At 40.4% G+C, this 20,721-nt stretch carries 18 protein-coding genes; 13 read left to right on the forward strand and 5 right to left on the reverse strand.

Annotated elements, in window-relative coordinates:
• The first annotated feature begins 190 nt into the window (after nt 1-190).
• Nucleotides 191-850 (forward strand): hypothetical protein, encoded by a 660-nt coding sequence (locus C200_RS05615; protein ID WP_016210035.1) that lies wholly within the window; start codon nt 191-193, stop codon nt 848-850.
• Between the two features lie 283 nt (nt 851-1,133).
• Complete coding sequence (locus C200_RS05620) at nt 1,134-3,071, forward strand: hypothetical protein (RefSeq protein ID WP_016210048.1); 1,938 nt, start codon at nt 1,134-1,136, stop codon at nt 3,069-3,071.
• Nucleotides 3,072-3,143: 72 nt separating this feature from the next.
• On the opposite strand, the gene astE is transcribed toward C200_RS05620, so the two are convergent.
• Together astE and panC are read right to left on the reverse strand one after the other, a co-directional pair.
• Nucleotides 3,144-4,184: a succinylglutamate desuccinylase gene (astE, locus tag C200_RS05625; RefSeq protein ID WP_016210037.1), complete on the reverse strand. Its 1,041-nt coding sequence runs from the start codon at nt 4,182-4,184 to the stop codon at nt 3,144-3,146.
• A 127-nt stretch (nt 4,185-4,311) separates the two neighbouring features.
• Nucleotides 4,312-5,160, reverse strand: coding sequence for a pantoate--beta-alanine ligase (panC, locus tag C200_RS05630; RefSeq protein WP_032126431.1), 849 nt, complete (start codon nt 5,158-5,160; stop codon nt 4,312-4,314).
• A 151-nt stretch (nt 5,161-5,311) separates the two neighbouring features.
• Between panC and C200_RS05635 the strand changes: the two genes are divergently transcribed.
• From C200_RS05635 to glnA, 6 genes are all read left to right on the forward strand, one after another.
• Nucleotides 5,312-5,599, forward strand: a complete 288-nt coding sequence (locus tag C200_RS05635; RefSeq protein ID WP_016210046.1) for a hypothetical protein — start codon at nt 5,312-5,314, stop codon at nt 5,597-5,599.
• Nucleotides 5,600-5,902: 303 nt separating this feature from the next.
• On the forward strand, nt 5,903-6,274 hold the full coding sequence (locus C200_RS05640; RefSeq protein ID WP_016210044.1) for a Cif family virulence factor: 372 nt from the start codon (nt 5,903-5,905) through the stop codon (nt 6,272-6,274).
• Between the two features lie 336 nt (nt 6,275-6,610).
• Complete coding sequence (locus tag C200_RS14495; protein WP_016210034.1) at nt 6,611-7,240, forward strand: hypothetical protein; 630 nt, start codon at nt 6,611-6,613, stop codon at nt 7,238-7,240.
• Nucleotides 7,241-7,467: 227 nt separating this feature from the next.
• Complete coding sequence (locus tag C200_RS05650; protein WP_016210033.1) at nt 7,468-8,292, forward strand: mechanosensitive ion channel family protein; 825 nt, start codon at nt 7,468-7,470, stop codon at nt 8,290-8,292.
• 139 nt (nt 8,293-8,431) lie between these two features.
• Nucleotides 8,432-9,565 carry a cation diffusion facilitator family transporter gene (locus tag C200_RS05655; RefSeq protein WP_016210047.1) on the forward strand — a complete coding sequence of 378 codons (1,134 nt, stop codon included), beginning with the start codon at nt 8,432-8,434 and terminating at the stop codon, nt 9,563-9,565.
• Between the two features lie 59 nt (nt 9,566-9,624).
• Nucleotides 9,625-11,034 carry a glutamate--ammonia ligase gene (gene glnA, locus C200_RS05660; RefSeq protein ID WP_016210041.1) on the forward strand — a complete coding sequence of 470 codons (1,410 nt, stop codon included), beginning with the start codon at nt 9,625-9,627 and terminating at the stop codon, nt 11,032-11,034.
• A 156-nt stretch (nt 11,035-11,190) separates the two neighbouring features.
• Here glnA and C200_RS05665 read toward each other — a convergent pair whose 3' ends face one another.
• Nucleotides 11,191-12,771, reverse strand: a complete 1,581-nt coding sequence (locus C200_RS05665; RefSeq protein WP_016210042.1) for an APC family permease — start codon at nt 12,769-12,771, stop codon at nt 11,191-11,193.
• Between the two features lie 585 nt (nt 12,772-13,356).
• Here C200_RS05665 and hemB point away from each other — a divergent pair.
• Nucleotides 13,357-14,352: a porphobilinogen synthase gene (hemB, locus tag C200_RS05670; protein WP_016210049.1), complete on the forward strand. Its 996-nt coding sequence runs from the start codon at nt 13,357-13,359 to the stop codon at nt 14,350-14,352.
• A complete protein-coding gene (ppk1, locus tag C200_RS05675; RefSeq protein ID WP_016210036.1) occupies nt 14,334-16,424 on the forward strand; it encodes a polyphosphate kinase 1 in 2,091 nt (696 codons plus the stop codon). Before hemB ends, ppk1 begins: the two co-directional genes overlap by 19 nt.
• 57 nt (nt 16,425-16,481) lie before the next feature.
• Here the strand turns inward: ppk1 and C200_RS14500 are convergent, their stop codons facing one another.
• Nucleotides 16,482-16,775 carry a Ppx/GppA phosphatase family protein gene (locus C200_RS14500; protein WP_161625460.1) on the reverse strand — a complete coding sequence of 98 codons (294 nt, stop codon included), beginning with the start codon at nt 16,773-16,775 and terminating at the stop codon, nt 16,482-16,484.
• Nucleotides 16,741-17,433 carry a Ppx/GppA phosphatase family protein gene (locus tag C200_RS14205; protein WP_016210032.1) on the reverse strand — a complete coding sequence of 231 codons (693 nt, stop codon included), beginning with the start codon at nt 17,431-17,433 and terminating at the stop codon, nt 16,741-16,743. Before C200_RS14205 ends, C200_RS14500 begins: the two co-directional genes overlap by 35 nt.
• A 194-nt stretch (nt 17,434-17,627) precedes the next feature.
• Here C200_RS14205 and trxA point away from each other — a divergent pair, with 194 nt between their 5' ends.
• The 3 genes from trxA to C200_RS05695 all read left to right on the forward strand — a co-directional run bounded on the left by trxA (nt 17,628) and on the right by C200_RS05695 (nt 20,586).
• Nucleotides 17,628-17,954, forward strand: a complete 327-nt coding sequence (gene trxA, locus C200_RS05685; protein ID WP_016210045.1) for a thioredoxin TrxA — start codon at nt 17,628-17,630, stop codon at nt 17,952-17,954.
• 223 nt (nt 17,955-18,177) lie between these two features.
• The gene (gene rho, locus C200_RS05690) at nt 18,178-19,437 is read left to right on the forward strand and encodes a transcription termination factor Rho (protein WP_016210039.1); all 1,260 of its coding nucleotides are present in this window, start codon (nt 18,178-18,180) and stop codon (nt 19,435-19,437) included.
• A 186-nt stretch (nt 19,438-19,623) separates the two neighbouring features.
• Entirely contained in the window at nt 19,624-20,586 is a 963-nt protein-coding gene (locus tag C200_RS05695; protein WP_016210038.1) for a D-2-hydroxyacid dehydrogenase, read from the forward strand.
• Nucleotides 20,587-20,721: the final 135 nt, after the last annotated feature.

The following is a 20,721-nucleotide window of genomic DNA, read 5'->3' on the forward strand; positions in this document are numbered from 1 at the left end:
AATCATGTTTTTTTAGAGTATTTGATGGCGGCTTAGTATAGAGTAGTGTTGCACTTCAGATGACGGAGGGCGAAATTACTTGTGCGGTCAAATCAAATAGCTTTTGAAGAGCTTAGGCGATTAAAATGTTTATGACCTGTGCGTAAGGTGAGTTGATAATAGTTCTGAGCTTATTATTGGTGAAAATGCTTTGCTTAAGAAGGCACAAATTGAGAAAGAATCATCTGTTGAGGCAGAGTTTCCTGGTGGTGCTTCTGGAGGAGATAGTATATCTACAGGAGATAAGGTATCTGAAGAGGAAGTTTATAGTGTTGTAGGCAACAATACACCTTCTGAAATGTTGGTTAGCCAGCTTGCTGAATTGGCTCAAGAGGCAATTGCAGAACTTGAAGAAAAGGTAAATACAGAGGGTTCTTTTTTTTCTTTCTTCTTGCCTCCAGATAATGATGGAAGAAATGAAAGTATAGGCCAGCTCGAAAAGCTTAAATTAGTTTTACAAGGTCAGGATGGAGGTGCAGATGGTCCTTTGAATAAAAAACCTGTTAGCTTTATAAAAGAAAAAATTAAGGAGCACTGTAATGATAAAATAAAACGTAAAAATACAGAAAGTATAGGTTTTTTTCTACAGAAAGTAGAAGTTCTTCTTAGTAGCTTTCCAGAAATTGATGATGTTTGTGGCATTGATTGGGTTGCATTTAAGGAAGAGGATGTTGAAGAGTGGGTTATGGTGGAGCCTCGTGACGGTAACTCGGATACTGTTGTTAGTGGAACCACTGCATTATTGTTTCAGAAACAGCACTACTCAGGTTTACAACCCCCTGAAAGTAATATGGCAAATGAACCAAAATAAGCAAATTAAAAAACAATATGTTAATGATTTTATTTATATTTTTATATAAATTTATAGTAAGTATGGATATTATCTATTTTATTTTTATTGTAAATTATTGAACATGTTGTTTATTGCTATATACATTGCAAATGGTTGGCCAATCTTTAAAAGTATGAGTTAAAAATTTATGATTAATTAAGGTGTGTAAAATATTCAAACTTTAACTTGTATAAATAGTGTTTTCGTAAAAGCGTCTTTTTAAATCTGTAAATTTACATTTTATATATTGTAAGGGAAATTTATGCCTATAATTAAACCGATTAAACTGGATGAAGGTGGCGTTGCTCATCAGAACCAAGATGTTGTTTTTGCTACTGGTGGTAGTTATGGGGATAGCCTAGTTTCTCATGCGGCGATTATTGCACGTTCAAACGCAGGTTATGGTTTATTCCATACGACAGGGACATCGAAAGAAAGTAGTGTCGAAGCTCGTGCAGCTCTTGATCAGTGGCTTAAAGAGTTAAAGGAGGTTTTAGGGAGTCAAATCACATTTACTACAATGGATCCTCATAATTTATCATATCTATACCAAAAAGGTTTAGAAGAAAGTTGCAAAAAACTAGGTGTTTCGGCACGTTTTAGTTCTGAAGGTCAAGTACAAATTTCGCCTAGACAGCCTGTTGGTATTGATCACTCTGGGATTATGGTTGGTGGTGAGTCTTTACTGAGAAAAATTGAGCAAGGGCCAAGGCAAGAGTTGTTTTATGAGGTTGAAGCTGCGAAGCCTGAGGGTGCTTTAGAGCAAGGCTTAAGGTTCATTGCAGAAGAATTAGTTGAGCAGGCAGAGTTTAGTGAACCTGATCCTTTTGCAGAGCAAGAGCCAGAATTACCTAAAGAAATAAAAGTTGATGAGTTAGAAGCTGATTTAGGTCAAGTGCTAGCCATAGATAACGAAGTAGAAATTCATCAAGGGCCTCGGTTAGAAGGTGAGGAGGAGCTTTATTCAAGTCAAAAGTCGAGCTTGGTTGATGCTGCAGCACTTGAGGAAGAAAAGGCCGGGGATCTGGAAGATTCTTTAGGGCAAGAGGTAGGATTGTCTGAGTTTCATCAAGGGGGTGACTCAGCAGGATTATTGGGTAGTGCAGAACGGTTGCAAAAGTTTGCTCCTGAAGAGGAAGATGACGTATTTAAGTCGGGATGGCTTGCTGGTGACTCTTTTTCATTGTCATTATCATCTGATGAGCTAGAGCTTCAGCAAACAGATGGTTCAGAACTAACTGAAGAGTTTCTTGAAAGTCCAGAGTCTTTACAAGGAGATCTTGCAACAGAATGGTCAGGAACCTTTGAACCAGGAAGGCTTGATGATAACCCTTTTTCGCTGTCATCATTGTCTGATGAGCCAGAGCAATGTGTTACTGCAGAGGTAAGTAGTGAGTGTTCGGAACAACTAGAGACTTTGCAAGAGTATGTTTTAGAAGACGTGGCGGTTCAGGAAAAATCTGCTCTTGTGCTTATGGAAGATTTGCTTGAAGAAGCAATATTGAAAGAGGGTGCGGGACTTTCTGCAGGGGAAGAGCCAATAATTATAAAAGAAGGTCATTTCCAGCCGGTTTCGCTAGAATTAGTTGAAATAACAGATTCTTGTAAGCTTGTGAGCGCACTGAGTAAGTTAACGCAAAATACAATTGCTGAGTTAGAAGCAACAGTAGCAAGCGCTAGTTACTTTTTCAGTTGGAATGATCCTGACAGTAGCAAGGGAAGTATAAAAGAGTTAAAGGCTTTTCAAATGCTCTTAAATGCAGAGGGTATAGATGGGTCTTTAAACGATAAACCAATTGAGCTGATAGAGTTAGCAGTCGGAGATTATTGTGCTAATAAGGTTGGGTGTAAAGATACGCAAATTATTTCCAGCTTTCTGAAAAAAGTAGCAAAGGTTCTTGGTAATTTCAGGGTTGCTCCGTGTGCAGGTACTTCGTCTGTGCAAGATGAAGATGGCGGGGGATGGACTCGTGTTGGTGGGATTAGTGAAGTAGAGTCTGCTGTTGATGGTTGGACTAATGTTGATGTAGTTAGCAGTGAGTCGGAGCCCGCTGCTACAGGTCGGGCTGTTATGGATGAAGGTGACGAGTTTGAGTTGGTTGGGCAAATACCTCAGTCTGCTTCTTTATTTCAGGAGCGGCATAATGCTGTAGATCAACAGTCGTCTGCTAGTAACATGAGCCAGAGTTATCCACAATAATTTTAGAGATAATATTTTATTTTTTATAAGTAAAAAGCCCGCTAAAGTGGGCTTTGTTATTTTAATTAGTGATTATAGTTTGTTTTCTAGTTCGCATGGTCGTAAAATTAATCCGCTCCAATCACCAATAGGTACATTGGGGTTTGGGAAAACAATGCGTTCATCATCGTTTTTTACTTGGTATTTATCATGCTTATCGGAGCTTATAGTTGCACCTGATGGTAGTAAGCTGAAGTTTTCTATGTCTTTGCCTAAATGTAGCTTAAAATCATCTGAGGTTTTAATCAGTGCATGGTGGACAGTAAAAGCATTGAGCGAATCTAAGCTTGCTGCTTGATTGAGCTTTCCTGTGCTGATGAGTGCGGTTAAATTATTTTTTAAGCGAGTGAGTTTATTCGGGTCGTTTTGGCCAAATGGGCGGACTTTACCCAGTTCTAAGGTAAAACCATGGGCGTTAAAATGATTTGAGGTATGAAAACTAAAGGTTGTAGTCGGTGTATGAGAGAGTAGTAAGGTGTGAATGTCAGAGTCGAGTAAAAAAGCAATTTGTTCTTTACTATAAGATTGTTGGGTGCCTAAATAAGGATAGATGGCAAATTTTTCAAAATGTGAAGGTCTGATGGCAGTGTGCAAGTCATAATGCAGGCGTAAAGAATGAGTGTTTTGATAAAAATTTTGCACATGTTTTTCTAGACACTGTGCCCGGTTTTTTTCATAACAGTCGTTAATGTTTTTATAAGCGCCACAGAATAAACGATTAAGATTATGTTCGACAAAGCGCTGTTCGGCTTGCATAGCTAAAGGGTTACCCAAAATAAATAAAGTGCGTGTTTGCGCGGTTAAGTTTTCGCTGAGTAATTCTTTGACTAAAATATTACAAAGTTCGATCGGGGCAGTTTCATTGCCATGAATGCCAGAAGAGAGAATGAGGTCGTATTTATCCTGTGATTTTGTATTGTTTAATGGCTCGAAAGCAAGAATACCGTTATCAATCAGGGTGACTTGTGTTTGGTTATTAAGTGTGGTGGATGCTGGGGGAAAATCACTGTGAATGTGCTCGAGTGTGGTGGTAATAAAGTCTTGTGTATTAAGTAATTGCTGAAGCGGTTCCATAGAAACTCCTTTATGCTCTAATCGTAATAGGCCTTTAGTGTTGATGATCTAATTCACCTTGTAAAGGTTTTCAAGGTTGTGAAGATACTCAAGGTCAGCGGTTCAAAGTGCAATACAACCCGTAAACTTAACGGCTACAGCTTAAGTTATCGATGAGGCGTATATTGCCTAAATAAGCAGCGGTTAATAAAGTCAGTTGTTTGTCTGCAGCGGTTGGAATCTTAAGTTTGGGGGTTAATACTCGAAAATATTCGCTGTTAAAACCCGCTTGATTCAGTGTTTGTTCTGATTGTTGCTCTACTTGCTGAATATTCGCACCTTCTTTAAGGGCACAAGCTGCTTGTGTGAGTGTTTGGTAGATGGTCGGTGCGATTGCTTTTTGCTGTTGATTAAGAAGAGTATTGCGTGAACTCATGGCTAGGCCACTTTTTTCACGTACTGTAGCTACGCCGATCACTTGAGTATAAAGGTTAAGGTCTTCGGCCATATTGCGCACTAGGGTGAGTTGATCATAGTCTTTTTCACCTAAAAAAGCCTGGTCGGCTTGAATAATGCTAAACATCTTGGTTAAGATTGTGAGAACGCCAGTAAAATGGCCCAAGCGACAGTCAGATTCGAGGTGATGTGTATCCGAGGCAATATTAGGGTGGACCTGTGTAATATTATCAAAGCCGTGCGGATACACTTCTTGCTCACTGGGCATGAACACGGCATCGACATGTGTGCTTTCTAACAGTGCAAGGTCAGCTTCTGGTGTTTTGGGGTAATTTAGATAATCATTCCAGTCATTAAATTGCATCGGGTTCGTGAAGATGTAGACCAGTGTCTTGTCCATCGTGGCTTGACTATGATGGACTAAGCTCATATGACCTTGATGTAAACAGCCCATGGTGGGGATCAGGCCGACTGAGAGACCTTGTTTTTGCCAGGATCGAACTAACTTATTGATTTCTATATTTGTCGTGGTAATTCGCATATGTTAATTGACCTATTTTGCCAAAATTTTGATTGCTAGATATATAACATAAAGGTTCAAATTTAAATGGCAATTAATTTTTATTTGTTGTAAATCAGTTTATTTTTTATTTTATTGACAGAGCGTCGCTGTTTTTGACTAAAATACGCTCATGAACAGAAAACATTATAACGGCTTAGCCGTCAGTATGCTTGCTCTGTCAGCATTCATTGTGCCGCCATTATTTGCTGCTAGTGCACAGATGCAGATTCATGCGCGAGTCATTCATGCGCAAGATGTGAACGCGCTGCTACAGCAACCAATCGTGGTACAGGCACTGCGATCTGGTCAAGCGAACTTGCAGCAGACGCAGTTGTTGTCCTCAAAAGTAGCGGTGAAAGTGAATGTTCGCCCAGGAGTTGAAAAAGGTGTGCGTCAAGTGATTTTGATTAATCACTAATTTTGATCGCCTTTTGCCTTGATTTAATAGGGTGGTTTTACATTTATTCTGGCATTTTGTATACTGAAACGGAATTAACGCTTTGAAATTAAAGCTTAATTGCCCGTACTGAGTCTTTATTCCTTTATCTCATTATGAGTGTGTCGTTTAATCCAGCTCAATCCAATCTGGTTAGGTTTAGAGTATTTGGGTGATTTTAAGAGCGTATATGGGGTTGATTCATGTATGAGGTAGGAGAGAGAGGTAACGGGTTAACGTTATCAAGATAATAACAATATCAAGGTGATTAGGAGAGACTGGTTCATGTCATTAAATCAAGTAAACGTATTGGAAGCTTGTAAAAGTGCAAGTGTACTATGGAAAAACTCCTTTAACAATCAAGATGCTAGTGGTTGTGCTCAGCAATACAGTGAAGGGGCGACAATGCTCGCTAAACCATTTGGAGTGTTTGAGGGCAGAGAGCAAATTCAACTATTTTGGCAAGGAATTATTGATCAGGGCTTTAATAATGTTGAGTATCATGACACGGAGTGGCTGAAAGAAGGTGAGGATGGCTATTTATTAACATCAAAATGGAGTATGAATAAAGCACATGGCTTAATTCATAAAGAGCATTGGCGTATTCAGGCTGATGGTGCCGCTCTTTTAGAGTATGACGAATTTGAGGTGCTATAAAGTTTCTTGCTTTTCGTAAATTTATTTAGATAGACATGTTTTGTGTATTGCCCGCTTAGCGGGTTTATTTTAATCGTTGTGTTTTTTAAGTTAAGCCACTGCATATAAATTACATACGTGTCGAGATGTATCGAGACGGTTACATTTTTTTAACAACTATTAACAATTTATTTTTATATTTATTTTTATACTTATTTTTGTAAATATTTTTATATGCATTTTATTTGTTTAATTTAATATTTTTTTTATTTAATTCGTTTGTATGTTACTTTAAGAGTGTAGGTTGTGGTGAAGTTAAATAATCATTTATTTCGGCTTTAATTTATAGGGTGTACTGTGTCGCTTGCAAGATTAAAAGTTAAAGTATTTCGCTTGTTAGGTGAAGTTTACTGCTGTGAGGACTTAACGACTTATCATGCGGCTTCTATTAAGCAGTTAATGGATCGAATGCGCGATATTCAAGCAGTAAGAGAGCTGCCCAGCATTTTGCTTAGTTTAAAAAACAACCTTAGGGAAAACTCTGGCGTTTATGAGTGTTTTTTTTCTCAATCATATAGACAATTTGTTCAACAAGCAGACGAATGCTTGGCTGCTTGTCAAGCGTATGTTGTCCAAACTAGGAGTCAGCAAGTTTCATATGCTGAAGCTGAACAAAACATAAGTGTTACTATTTTGGAGGGTATCAGGAAAGCTATTGTAAATCAGCTTGCTGGAGGTGGATTTGAGTTAGGCTATGGAGGTAGTCGGCATGCTATTAGACAAGGTGCGTCTTTTGTTCAAGTGCCAAAAAGAATTGCTGATATTATGAAGATTATTGAGGGAAATAGCCGCACTCCAGATGAAAAATTAAATGAAATAAAGGCGATAAAAGTAGCAGCGCTGAGCTACCGCTCTAGCTTTTTATTATTTTTTGGCAGAACACAATCTTCAACAAATCAGTTTATTACCAATTTGAACTGTGGTTAAGCCTTAAGCTATAAGCTATGGTTGCAATGTGGTTGCTTTAAAAAATGGGAATATTTTACTGTAATAGTTTGTTTTAATGCTCTGTTTTTTAATTGGATGTTTTTTAGGGTGTATTATTTTAATGAGCTCTCTGTGCCTATTCTTTTAAATAACCATTGCTATCTGCCTTAAAGTGTGTTTTAAAATTTAAAATGATTTATTTTTATGATTGCATTTAGGATGTAAAAATGAACTGGTTAAGCATTCTTGATTATTTAGATAGCCACGCGTTGGGGTTAGCAAGAACCTTAGTGATTGCTATTGTTGGTTTTTTTATCGCACGCTGGGTAAAAAAACGCTTGTATCATTTTTTAGAGCAGCATGCAGCTAATCGCACTATCCAGTTATATGCGGTGAATATTGCTTATACTTTTATTTTGATAATTTTAATGGTCATATTATTAGGCCAGTTAGGGGTATCGACAACATCTTTGATTGCTTTGTTGGGCGCGAGTGGCATTACTATTGGGTTGGCGCTAAAAGATTCATTTAGTAATATTGCCAGTGGCTTTATGATTATTATTTTAAAGCCTTTTAAAATTGGAGATCTTGTTGAAATTTCAGGAAAAATAGGAACGATTGATCAGATTAATTTAATAACAACACGATTAAAAACAGCAAATAATGAAGGGATTTATATTCCAAATGCTAAAATTTTTAATGATAAAATTATTAATAAAACATTTAAAGAGACACGGCGTATTGATTTAAGCATTTCTATAAGCTACAGCTCTGATCTGCTACAAGCCAAAGCAATTCTCAATGAATTAATTAGAGAAGATGAGCGCATACTTACTGTGCCAATACCAACCATTGCAGTAAAAGAACTTGCTGATAGTGCAGTGGTTATTGCAGTGCGCCCGTGGGTGAATAACTCAGACTATGGTAAAGTGCGGTTTAGTTTGCTTGAGAGTATTAAAACACGCTTTGATCAACATGGCATTGTGATTCCCTATCCGCAAATGGAAGTGATATTACATCGTAATAATCAACAGGGTAATAAAGCAAGTTAAAGTAATCTATTACTAAGCTGTAGCTCTATAACATTAATATTAGCCATAATTTTTCTTGAATTAAGTGCACTGGGCGGAAGGCAGTGCTTTTCTGCTTTTTTAGATAGTGGTAGTATTATGCAAACCTTGGGAGGTTCTTATGAATGATACTGCCCGTTATCAGGCTGGGCGGCGCGCGACGTTGATTGGCGCAGGATTGAACTTTTGTTTGGCGGTGCTTAAGATCGTTGTAGGGCTATTTGGTCGTTCACATGCTTTGGTGGCCGATGGTATACATTCTTTCTCTGACTTGATTTGTGACTTTTTTGTATTGATGGCTGCACGCTATGGTATGAGTGAGCCGGACCAAGATCACCCCTATGGCCATGGCCGGATTGAAACTGTGGCAACTGTCGTTTTAAGTATTTTTCTGATTACTTTGGGTGTAGGGATTGGAATTGATGCTTTTTATTCTTTAGTACAGGGAAGTGATGCTCGTCCAGACTCTTATACGCTGATTATTGCTGTTATCTCGATTGTAGTGAATGAAGGCTTATTTCGTTATACCTTGAAAGTTGCTGATCAGATTAACTCAGATTTGTTACGGGCGAATGCGTGGCATAGTCGTGGTGATTCGTTGTCATCATTGATTGTATTAATAGGGATCATTGGCAGCCTATTAGGCTGGTCGTTTTTAGATGCTGTTGCGGCTATCATCGTTGCATTGATGATTATTAAAATGGGCATGACGTGGGGGTGGCGGGCTTTAAAAGAGCTTATTGATACGGCACTGCCAGAAGATCAAGTGGCTGATATTGCAAATGCTATTCGCGCGATTCCGCATGTATTAGCTGTGCATGATTTGCGTACACGTAAGATGGCAGGCTATGTCCTGCTTGATGTGCATATTTTGATTCATCCATATATCAGCGCGTCAGAAGGTCATTTTATTGCAGAGCAGGTGCGTGCAGGGTTGATGCAGCAGTTTGCCTCTATTCGTGATATTACTGTGCATGTTGATGTTGAAGAGCATGCCCATGACTTGAATATTGTAAAATTATTAAGCCGAGACCAAATTAACCATGACTTAATGCCCGTATGGCAAACTATTCTGGGGGTTCAACAGCCCGTTGACTTTATGTTGCATTATTTGCAGGAGAAGGTCATTATTGACCTGTATTTGCCAAATAAGGTGATAAAGGGGGCTGACGCAATCATTGCGCAGTTACAAAACAGTGTCTCAAATTATCCAGATGTAGAAAAGTTGCGTGCTTTTTTAAAAGTAAAAGCATGAGCTTGTATTATTTATTTGTTACTTAATTTATGCAAACTTAAAGGTAGGAGTGAACCAGCATGTCGTTAGAAGCGGTGTTAGCCACAATTAAAGATCACGGGGTAAAATTTGTTGATCTACGTTTTACTGATACGTTAGGCAAAGAGCAACATCTATCTATTCCTGCAAGTGCAGTGGATGAAGAGTTGTTTGAAGTGGGTAAAATGTTTGATGGTTCCTCTATTGCTGGCTGGAAAGGAATTGATGAATCTGACATGATTTTAATGCCAGATTCATCGACGGCGGTGCTTGATCCGTTTTGTAGTGAGCCAACGCTTAATATTCGCTGTGATATTGTTGAGCCTACTTTGATGTCTGGATATGAGCGTGATCCACGCTCGATTGCCAAACGTGCGGAATCTTATTTGCAGTCGACGGGTATTGCAGATCAGTGTTTATTTGGCCCTGAGCCTGAGTTTTTCTTATTAGATGATGTGCGCTGGGGTATTGATATGCATGGCGCTCACTATTCAATTGATTCAGAAGAAGGCGCTTGGAATTCGGCTAAACGTTCTGAAAAGGGCAATATCGGCCATCGCCCGCGTGTTAAAGGTGGCTATTTTCCTGTGCCGCCCGTAGATTCATCACATGATATTCGTTCAGCAATGTGTCAAGTGATGGAAAAAATGGGCTTGACGATAGAAGCTCATCACCATGAAGTGGCTACGGCGAATCAAAATGAAATTGCTACCGGTTGTAATACATTGGTATTAAAAGCAGATGAGATGCAGATTTTAAAATATGTTGTCCATAATGTTGCTCATGAATATGGTCAAACAGCGACCTTTATGCCGAAGCCGATTGTCGGTGATAATGGCAGTGGTATGCATTGTCATCAGTCCTTAAGTAAAAATGGCCAAAATATCTTTGCTGGTAATCAGTATGGTGGCTTGTCTGAGGAGGCGTTATTTTATGTCGGTGGCATCATTAAACATGCTAAGGCGCTGAATGCGTTTACTAATGCGAGCACAAATAGTTATAAGCGCTTGGTGCCTGGCTTTGAAGCGCCGGTGTTATTAGCTTATTCTGCGCGTAATCGTTCAGCATCGATTCGTATTCCGTATGTGATGACTGATAAAGCACGCCGTATTGAAGTGCGTTTCCCTGACCCGACGGCGAATCCTTATTTAGCTTTTGCGGCGATGTTGATGGCAGGCCTTGATGGCATTAAAAATCGTATTCATCCAGGTGATGCCATGGATAAGGACTTATATGATTTACCGCCTGAAGAAACTAAAGATATTCCGCGTGTTGCGGCCTCTTTAGAAGAAGCCTTAGCGGCGCTGGATCAAGATCGTGAGTTTTTAACGGTGGGAGATGTTTTTACTCATTCGTTTATTGACAGCTATATCACCCTTAAGCAACGTGATGTTGAACGTTTGAATATGACGACACATCCAGTTGAATTTGATATGTACTATAGTGTGTAAGTAAGTCATCAAATAGTGCAGTGAAATACTTAGGTTAATTATTTTAATACTCTGTAAAAAGCCCGCTTTAAAGCGGGCTTTTATTATTTCATGTATGTATTTTTGATTTTAACTTTAATTTTAATTTTTATCGGCTGAGTTAATGAGAGGGTTATATTAGACTTGTTGTAGTTGACAAGGTGTAGTGCCTGACTGAGAGCGTTTAACACCATGAATACCGCACCAGTAGGCTAGGGTGAAGATAATGAAACTAAACAGTGCAATAATGAAAAAGTCAGCACCAAAGTGGATGAAATCATGGCCTCCACCATACGAGCCTAAATAGGAGATAACAGTGACACCGATGAGATAGGGAATCAGCCAAATTGCTTTAAAAAGGGCACCAGCGTCTAAGCGCTGTTTGCTGAATTTAAAATAGCTAAAGTAGACCCCATAGCCGATGATAATGATAATAATCAGCTTAGAAACTGTGTGCCAGCCTGTCCAAAACAGCAGCATATTACAGACATAGAAGGCAAGCATAGAAAAGGCTTTGTATGCAGGCAGCTTAAATGGGCGTGGTTGTTCAGGTTGGATGTCCCGCAGGACAATTAATGCGGTGGGGCCAATAGCATATGAGATGATAAAGGCAGAGACGATAAACTCAGCCATTGCTTGCCAGCCTGGAAAGGGTAGGAAGAAGCACATACCGACGATGAAGTTAATCGCTAGTGCATACACAGGAACACCACGGCTTGAGAGTTTAGTTAACACTGTTGGAACATAACGGTGGCTAGCTAGTGCATGAGTGACGCGAGCAGTGGCTGTGGTGTAGACCAAAACGGTGCCAAGTGGTGAATATACCGCATCGGCGTAGATCATGATCACAAAAGCCCCCAGGCCGATAGCGGTGAGTAAACCGGCAAAAGGTCCCATATCGCCTTTAAAGCTAAGGTTGGCCCAGCCATGGCTGAGTGCATCAGCGGGTAGGGCACCGATAAAAGAGACTTGAATAATCGAATAAATAATAATGCCGATACAAATGGCGCCAATGAGTGCAATGGGAATCGAGCGTTGAGGATTTTTCGCTTCACCGGCCATTTGAATGGCTGCACTCCAACCCATAAAGGAAAAGGCAATCCCTGCGGCTGGTAGAGCAGCAAGGACACCATGCACACCCGTAGGCAGGAACTGATGGCTGGTAAAGTTCGTTGCATGGAAACTGTGGCTCAGCAGAATAATGGCCGTGAGTAACGGAATGGCGAATTTAAAGAAAACAATCACGGTATTGGTTTTAGCCGCGGATTTAACTCCCAAGGCATTGATAAGGCACAGAGCAAACATGACGATTGCGGCAAAGACGATGCCCATGGCACTGAGTTCATGGCTGTTGCCTGTTTGTTTCATTAAAGAAGGCACATAAGTGGCAAGGTATTGTAGGGCGGCGAGGGTTTCAATGGGGGCGACAATCACCGATGAAATCCAGACGACCCAGGCCATGGTAAAGCCAACGATCGGCCCATGACTTTTATGGGCAAAGCGTGCGAGTCCGCCAGCTTCTGGGTACATAGTTGCCAGTTCAGTAAAGTTGAGTGCGATGATAATCATCAGGATGCCAGCAAGCGCCCAGCCAAAAATTGCTGCAGGACCTGCAATCTGGGACGCAAAATAAGGGCCGAATAACCAACCTGAGCCAATGATTCCCGAGAGTGCGGTAAAGAGCATACCTAAGGTTGATATATTACGTTTAAATTTCATAGTGGCCTCGACTCAGTGTGCTTTAGTAAGATTTAACAATACGATAGATGGGTTAATTAGTGTAACCAATAGACATAGTGAGGTGTCTATGTGCAATCGTATGGTAATAAAGCCCTTTAACAGCTCAAGTAAGTTATATTGTTTCATTATTTTTTAGTAATCTAAATTTGTATTATCAATGAGTGATTGGTTAAAATATCAGGTGATATAACACATGCTGTTTGATAGAAATAGTAACAAATAGCAGGTATGGCAACGGGTGGGTTAACGCAATCGCAGAGTGTTAAACCGGATTAGGCATTGAGTAAAATAATGTAACAACTGTCTAGTGTTCATTAATTGCTTCCTAAATACATGAAACTTAAATCTAACCTCTATAGAGTGAAGATGCAAGCCTTTATCCGCAATATCTTTAATGTCTTTAATTTTGCAATATATTAAATTTAAATATATATAGTATGGTCAGTGTGTTGAGAGTTCGTTTGAGTGTGCTACTTTATGTGACGATATGCTGTTAACATAGCGTTTGTGAATTTAGTTAGAAAATTTAGTTGATTTAGTAGAGAGTTAAGGTTATCTGAATTTATGAGTAGTTACCCGTATACCCGTTTACGCCGTTTGCGTACCCAAGCATTTAGTCGTGATTTGACCCAAGAGCACCATTTGCATGTTAATGATTTAGTGCTGCCGGTGTTTGTACAAGAAGGTGTGAGAAAAAGGACAGCTGTTGCTGCAATGCCGGGGGTGGAGCGTTTATCGCTTGATGAATTATTACATGAAGTAGAGTTGCTGGCAGCGCTTGGTATTCGGGCAATTAACCTATATGCCAATGTTGCTGAAGATAAGAAAAATAATCAGGGGTCAGAGGCTTATAATGACCAGGGTCTAGCACAACAAGCGATTCGGGCAATCAAAGCGCGTTTTCCGATGATGGGAGTAATGCCTGATGTGGCCTTAGACCCATATACCTCGCATGGTCAGGATGGCATTATCGATGAGTATGGACGTATTTTAAATGATGAGAGTGTCGTTGCGATGACACGACAAGCTTTAAGCTTGGTTGAGGCGGGTGCGGATATGATAGCGCCTTCTGATATGATGGATGGCAGCACCTTAAGTATGCGTGAAGCCTTAGAGCAGGCGGGGCATGTTGATGTTGGAATTTTGGCATATGCGGCTAAATACGCCTCGAACTTCTATGGGCCGTTTCGTGAAGCGGTGGGCAGTTTGAATAATTTAGGTAAGGCTGATAAGCGCACTTATCAGATGAATCCGGCCAATAGTGATGAGGCTTTGCGTGAGGTTCAGCTAGACTTAGAAGAAGGGGCAGACATTATTATGGTTAAGCCATGTATGCCTTATTTGGACATTGTTCATCGGGTAAAAACTGAATTTGGAGTGCCAGTGGCGGTTTATCAGGTCAGTGGTGAATATGCCATGTTCAAGGCTGCGAGCCAAAATGGCTGGTTGGATGAGAAGTTTACGGTATTAGAGGCTGTGCTTGGCATGAAACGTGCTGGGGCGGATATGATTTTTACTTATTACGCCAAGGATATTGCAAGGTGGCTGAAGGAAAATTAAAAAAAATCAAAGAAATTGACTTGAGTGATCCTGAACTATATCTGGATCGTGAGCTTAGTTTTATTGAATTTAATCAGCGTGTGGTACAGCAGGCAGCGGATGAAGCTGTACCATTACTTGAGCGTTTGCACTTTTTAAGTATTGCTAGTAGTAATTTAGATGAGTTTTTTGAAATTCGTGTTGCTGGGGTAAAGCAGCGCTTGAACTACAATGCTCAAATGCAAAATGACGCGGGATTATTACCACAAGAGCTAATTAAAAATATCAGTGTGCAAACGCATGCCTTGGTTAAAGAGCAGTATCGTTTATTTTATGAAGAACTGATTCCTAAGCTGGCAAAAGAAAATATTGAATTTCACTTTGCTGTAGATGGACTGGCTGAGAGCAAGCAAGCGTGGCTAAAACGCTATTTTAGGAATGAAATTCTACCGGTTGTCAGCCCGATTGGTTTAGATTATGCGCATCCATTTCCGCGCTTGGTCAATAAGAGTTTAAACTTTATTGTGTCTTTAGAGGGCAAAGATGCCTTTGGCCGTGATAGTGGGTTGGCGATTGTACATGTGCCACGCGCCTTGCCTCAGCTTATTGAAGTGCCAGATAAAGAGGATGAAAAGAAAACTGGGCTGATTTTTTTATCCAGCATTGTCCAAGAGTATATTGGTGATTTGTTTCCAGGCATGACGGCGATGGGGTGTTATCCATTTCGCTTAACGCGTAACAGCGATTTATTCTTAGACGAGGAGGATGTTGATGATCTTGCTCATGCTTTGCAAGGAGAGTTGCTATCACGGCGTTATGGTGAGGCGGTACGTTTAGAAGTTGCTGAAAATTGTCCTGAAGAAATTCAGGCGTTTTTATTGCGTCAATATGTGTTAACTACGGATGATTTATATTTCATTCATGGACCGGCAACTTTATTAAGTTTATCTGCGGTGATAGGCATATTGGATCGGCCGGATTTAATGTATCCACCTTTTGTGCCGTTACTGCCTAAAGGCCTGCGCAATAAAAATTTATTTGATATGGTCAGTGAGAAGGATATTTTATTATTGCATCCGTTTGAGTCATTTAAGCCCATTGTTGATTTAGTGTTACAAGCGGCACGCGATCCGAATGTGATGGTCATTAAGCAGACGTTGTATCGCTCTGAGGCGACCTCTAAAATGGTGGATGCCTTGGTCGAGGCGGCACGTGCGGGTAAGGCGGTGACGGCGGTTGTTGAGTTGCGCGCACGCTTTAATGAAGAAGATAACATTAGTTTAGCGAATCGTTTACAGCAGGCTGGGGCGCTAGTTGTATATGGTGTGGTTGGCTATAAGACGCATGCGAAAATGACATTAATTGTTCGTCGTGAAGGGCGCAAATTTAAACATTATGTTCATTTAGGCACGGGTAATTATCATGAAAAAAATGCGTTGGTCTATACGGACTATAGCTTATTTTCTCATAATCAAGAGCTCGCCGAAGATGTTCATCGAGTCTTTCAACAGTTAACGGGCATGGGCAAGACGACAAAACTTAAAAAACTAATTCAGTCGCCTTTTACGATGCATAAAACCTTGATTAAATTTATTCAACGAGAGGTTGAGTTTGTTAATGCTGGCAAACCTGGAAAAATTATTGCAAAAATGAATGCGCTGACTGAGCAAGAGTTGATCCGTGAGCTGTATCGTGCTTCACAGGCGGGTGTTGAGATTGAACTTATTGTACGCGGCGTGTGTTGTTTGCGACCAGGAATTAAGGGTGTTTCTGACAACATTAAAGTAAAGTCTATCGTTGGGCGTTTTTTGGAGCATTCGCGTATCTATTATTTTCGTAATGGTGGAGAGGCGGAGGTCTATTGCTCCAGTGCTGATTGGATGGAGAGAAATCTATTTAGCCGTGTTGAGGTGTGTTTTCCGATTCAAGATACTAAGTTAAAGCAGCGCGTGATCAGTGATGGCCTAACGACCTATTTAAGCGATAATAGTCAAAGTTGGCTGTTAAATGCTGATGGCAGTTACACACGGAGTGTGCCGCGCTCGCAAGAGCCGCGTAGTGCGCAGCAGCAGTTATTAGACAAATACAGTTAAGTTAAAAAATCAATAAAATAATTTAGTGTTAGTGGCTTAAATAATAAATATATAATTTTAATGAAGATTATTAGTTTCTTTTGTTGCTTTTGTAACCTCAGTGCGTAAAACGTGAATGAGCCCTTCACGCAAAGCACCTTTTGCAGTTGATAAATGGTTGATTTGAAGTCGAGAAAAAATAGCAATTAAAATTGCCAGACCGCTTGGGAAAATAGTGCGGCGCTCAGGCTTTAAGCCTTTAAATTGTAGCTCATCGACGTGCTGGTGTTTTAGGATAAGTGTTTTTAGTGTGTGTAAGGCGTTGAGGTCGATGGCCTCAGTGAGGTTGAGTTGCTTGATTACCTGCACCACTGACTGGATCGTACCGGATGCCCCCCCACGCACCTTGCCAGTTAAGGCCATGAAACTTGTCGATAATTGGATCGATTTGTTCGTATGCAGCATGAATTGCTGCTTGAAAGGCTTGTTCAGTGAGCTGGCCATCTTTAAAAAAGAGCTCTTTATAGCGGAGGCAGCCGATATCTAAGCTGGTTAATGCATGAATATGGCTACCAAAGCCTGCAATTAACTCGGTGCTGCCGCCACCGATATCAATAATTAAACGTTCTTGGTTCTGCTCAAAGCTAGAGAGAACACCAAGATAAATCAAACGGGCTTCTTCTTCACCGGAAATGATGTCTATCGGATAGCCCAAGACGCGCTCTGCTGCTATTAAAAATTCGTGTTGGTTTTTTGCATCTCTAAGTGCGCTGGTGCCAACTGCCTTAACTTTTAAGACGTTTGTTGCCTTGAGTTCACTGTTAAAGTGTTTTAAGCATTGACAGGCGCGTTGTAGGGCAGGTGAATCTAGATGACCTTCAGCGGTAAAGCCTGCACCTAATTGTACACGTTCGCGGCTGCGCTGTAGAATTTCAACCTCACCCGTTTTATCTGCGATTGTCGCGATGATTAAGTGAAAACTGTTGGTGCCTAGGTCTATGGCGGCGATAGTGTTAGCGGATTGCTTCATGGTATATATCTAAGTTGTAAACTGTTAATAATCTCACTCTACGAGGAACTGGGTCAAACAGCAAGCTTGCAAAAGAAGAAAAACTGTCTCACAATGCAACCACAGTCATGAAGTTGCCTGTATTGCCTTTTGCTTTCGGCTAGGCAGTGATAGAATAAACGCTGATAATGTTTTAGATAGATGAGTTTTGAAGAATGAGTGATAATATTTTAGATGTCACCGATGGTGATTTTGATACGGAAGTTTTACAATCTAGCACCCCTGTTTTAGTTGATTTTTGGGCGAGTTGGTGTGGTCCATGTAAGGCGTTATCGCCCGTATTAGCAGAGATTGCTAGCCAATATGAGGGCAAAGTCAAGATTGTTAAAGTGAATGTTGATGAAAACACGCAAACTCCACAAAAATATGGTGTTCGTGGTATCCCAACTCTGTTGCTTGTGAAAGGGGGTGCGGTTACAGCGACGAAAGTTGGCGCACTAAATAAAGCTCAGCTCACATCTTTTGTTGACAGCAACATTTAAATCGCATAATATGCGAGGTGTCTTGATGCTGGGTTATCTCCTAGCATATTTTACCTTAAAGAAGTTTTTTAGAGAAATTTAAGCTTTAAATAATTTTTTAAGTTCGAGGCACCTAAAAAAAATATTTAATAAAAACAGAAAAATCACCTATAATCAAAGCAACAAGTCTAAGTTATCTTATCCTTGCCTACTTTAAATTAATTGAGAATCTACAGTTAAGCTTATGAATCTTACTGAACTTAAGAGAAAATCCGCAGCGGAAGCTATGGAAATTGCACAACAGATGGGAATTGATAATATTACCCGGGCGCGTAAACAAGATGTCATCTTTTCTATATTAAAAGGCCATGCAAAAAATGGTGAAGATATTTTCGGTGATGGTGTTTTGGAAATTCTTCCTGATGGTTTTGGGTTTTTGCGCTCTTCTGATGGTTCTTATTTGGCGGGTCCTGATGATATTTATGTCTCTCCCAGTCAAATTCGCCGCTTTGGTTTAAGAACAGGTGATACAGTCTCTGGAAAAATTCGCCCGCCTAAAGAAGGTGAGCGTTACTTTGCTTTGTTAAAAGTCGATACGATTAACTTTGAGCCACCTGAAAACGCTCGTCATAAGGTGCTTTTTGAAAATTTAACGCCTGTTTTTGCTTCTGAGCGGATGGTAATGGAGTGCGGTAATGGCAGCACCCAAGATATTACTTCACGGATTGTTGATTTAGTTTCGCCGTTTGGTAAAGGTCAGCGTGGTTTGATCGTCTCGCCGCCTAAGGCCGGTAAAACGATGATGTTACAAAGCATCGCCCAAGCGATTGCGCAAAACTATCCTGAGTGTTATCTGATTGTGTTGTTGATCGATGAGCGCCCCGAGGAAGTGACTGAAATGGCGCGCACGGTAAGAGGTGAGGTGGTTGCTTCAACCTTTGATGAGCCTGCAAATCGCCATGTACAAGTTGCTGAAATGGTCATTGAAAAAGCCAAGCGTTTGGTTGAACATAAGCAAGATGTGGTGATCTTATTAGACTCGATTACACGTTTAGCGCGAGCTTATAATACGGTCGCACCATCTTCAGGCAAAGTGTTGACTGGGGGTGTGGATGCTAACGCCTTGCAACGACCAAAACGCTTTTTTGGTGCAGCACGTAATATCGAAGAAGGTGGTAGTTTAACAATTTTAGCAACGGCCTTGGTGGAAACGGGCTCGAAAATGGATGAAGTCATCTTTGAAGAATTTAAAGGCACAGGTAACATGGAGCTTCACCTTGAACGTCGTGTGTCTGAGAAACGTGTTTATCCTGCAATTAATATTAATAAATCAGGAACACGTCGCGAAGAATTATTAGTTCAAGCTGCTGAATTACAGAAAATGTGGATTTTGCGTAAGATTTTGCATCCGATGGATGAGTTGGCAGCGATTGAATTCTTGATTGATCGGATGAAGGATACCAAGACGAATAATGAATTTTTTGATGCGATGAAACGCCAATAAATAAGTCTGATAATTTATAGACACAAACGATTGGTTTAATGGTTTTGTATATGTTCTAAGATAGGCAGCTCATTGAAGCTGCCTTTTTTATTTTTTTACTATGAATATTTATTTTAGGGCGCAAAATTTAGCAAGGAAACTGACTTGAGGCTGTTTTGTCATTATTTAATGTAAGGAGGAAAGTGGGTGAAAACTGTTTTTTTAGATCAAGGTTCAGTGCGGCCCCGTGACTTGGATTGGTCAAAGCTTAATGACAGCATCGGAGGTCAGTTTGTTAGTTATGATCACACGTCTGCAGAGTTAACTGTTGAACGTGCACAAGGTGCAGAGATTCTTATCACTAATAAAGTGATATTAGGCACAGATGAGTTTAAGTGCCTGCCTCAATTAAAGCTTATTTGTGTTGCGGCGACGGGGGTGAATAATATTGACTTGGTAGCGGCAAAGGCGGCCGGGATTGCTGTGACGAATGTACCGGCTTATAGTACGGAATCTGTTGTGCTATATACGTTAAGCTTAATGTTGAGTTTATATTCAGCCAGTGGGCGTTATCATAAAAAAGTAATGGCAGGGGCCTGGTCTTCTTCTTTGCACTTTTGCTTAAGTGACTTTTGTTTTTCTGAACTTGCACATAAAACTTTGGTGATTTTCGGTTATGGTGACATTGGTCGTCGTGTGGCAGAGGTTGCGCGTGCTTTGCTAATGAATGTGGTGATTGCAGAGCGACCAGGTCAGCCTGTACGTCAAGGGCGAGTGCGTTTTGAGGAAGCATTAAAACTAGCGGATATTTTGAGTTTGCATTGTCCTTTAACAGCTGAAACAAAAAATTTGATCACGGCAAAAGAGTTTGCTTTGATGAAAGCGAGTAGTTACTTGATTAATGTTGCCCGTGGCGGCATTGTCAATGAAGTAGATTTGGCAGAGGCCTTAATCGATCAAAAAATCGCAGGTGCCGCGATTGATGTATTAAGTATTGAGCCACCACCTGAGCATCATCCTTTGGTGCTCGCAGCTCAGCAATTAGATAACTTGATTATTACCCCTCATGTCGCTTGGGCAAGTATGGATGCGCGCCAACGTTTGATTGATGAGATTGCGCTGAATATTGATGCATTTCGCCAGGGTCAATCTCGTAATGTTGTAGCTTGAGCGTTAGCTTGAAAAAAAACTTAAAAAAAGGAGGGTTAGGTGTTGACGGGTGTAAAAAAGTGCGTATAATTCACTTTCACCGGCGCAAGAGTCGGCGACAATAAGGCCTCAGGCCAACAGTTCTTTAACAATAAA

The organism is Piscirickettsia salmonis LF-89 = ATCC VR-1361 (assembly GCF_000297215.2).
Classification (GTDB): Bacteria; Pseudomonadota; Gammaproteobacteria; order Piscirickettsiales; family Piscirickettsiaceae; genus Piscirickettsia; species Piscirickettsia salmonis.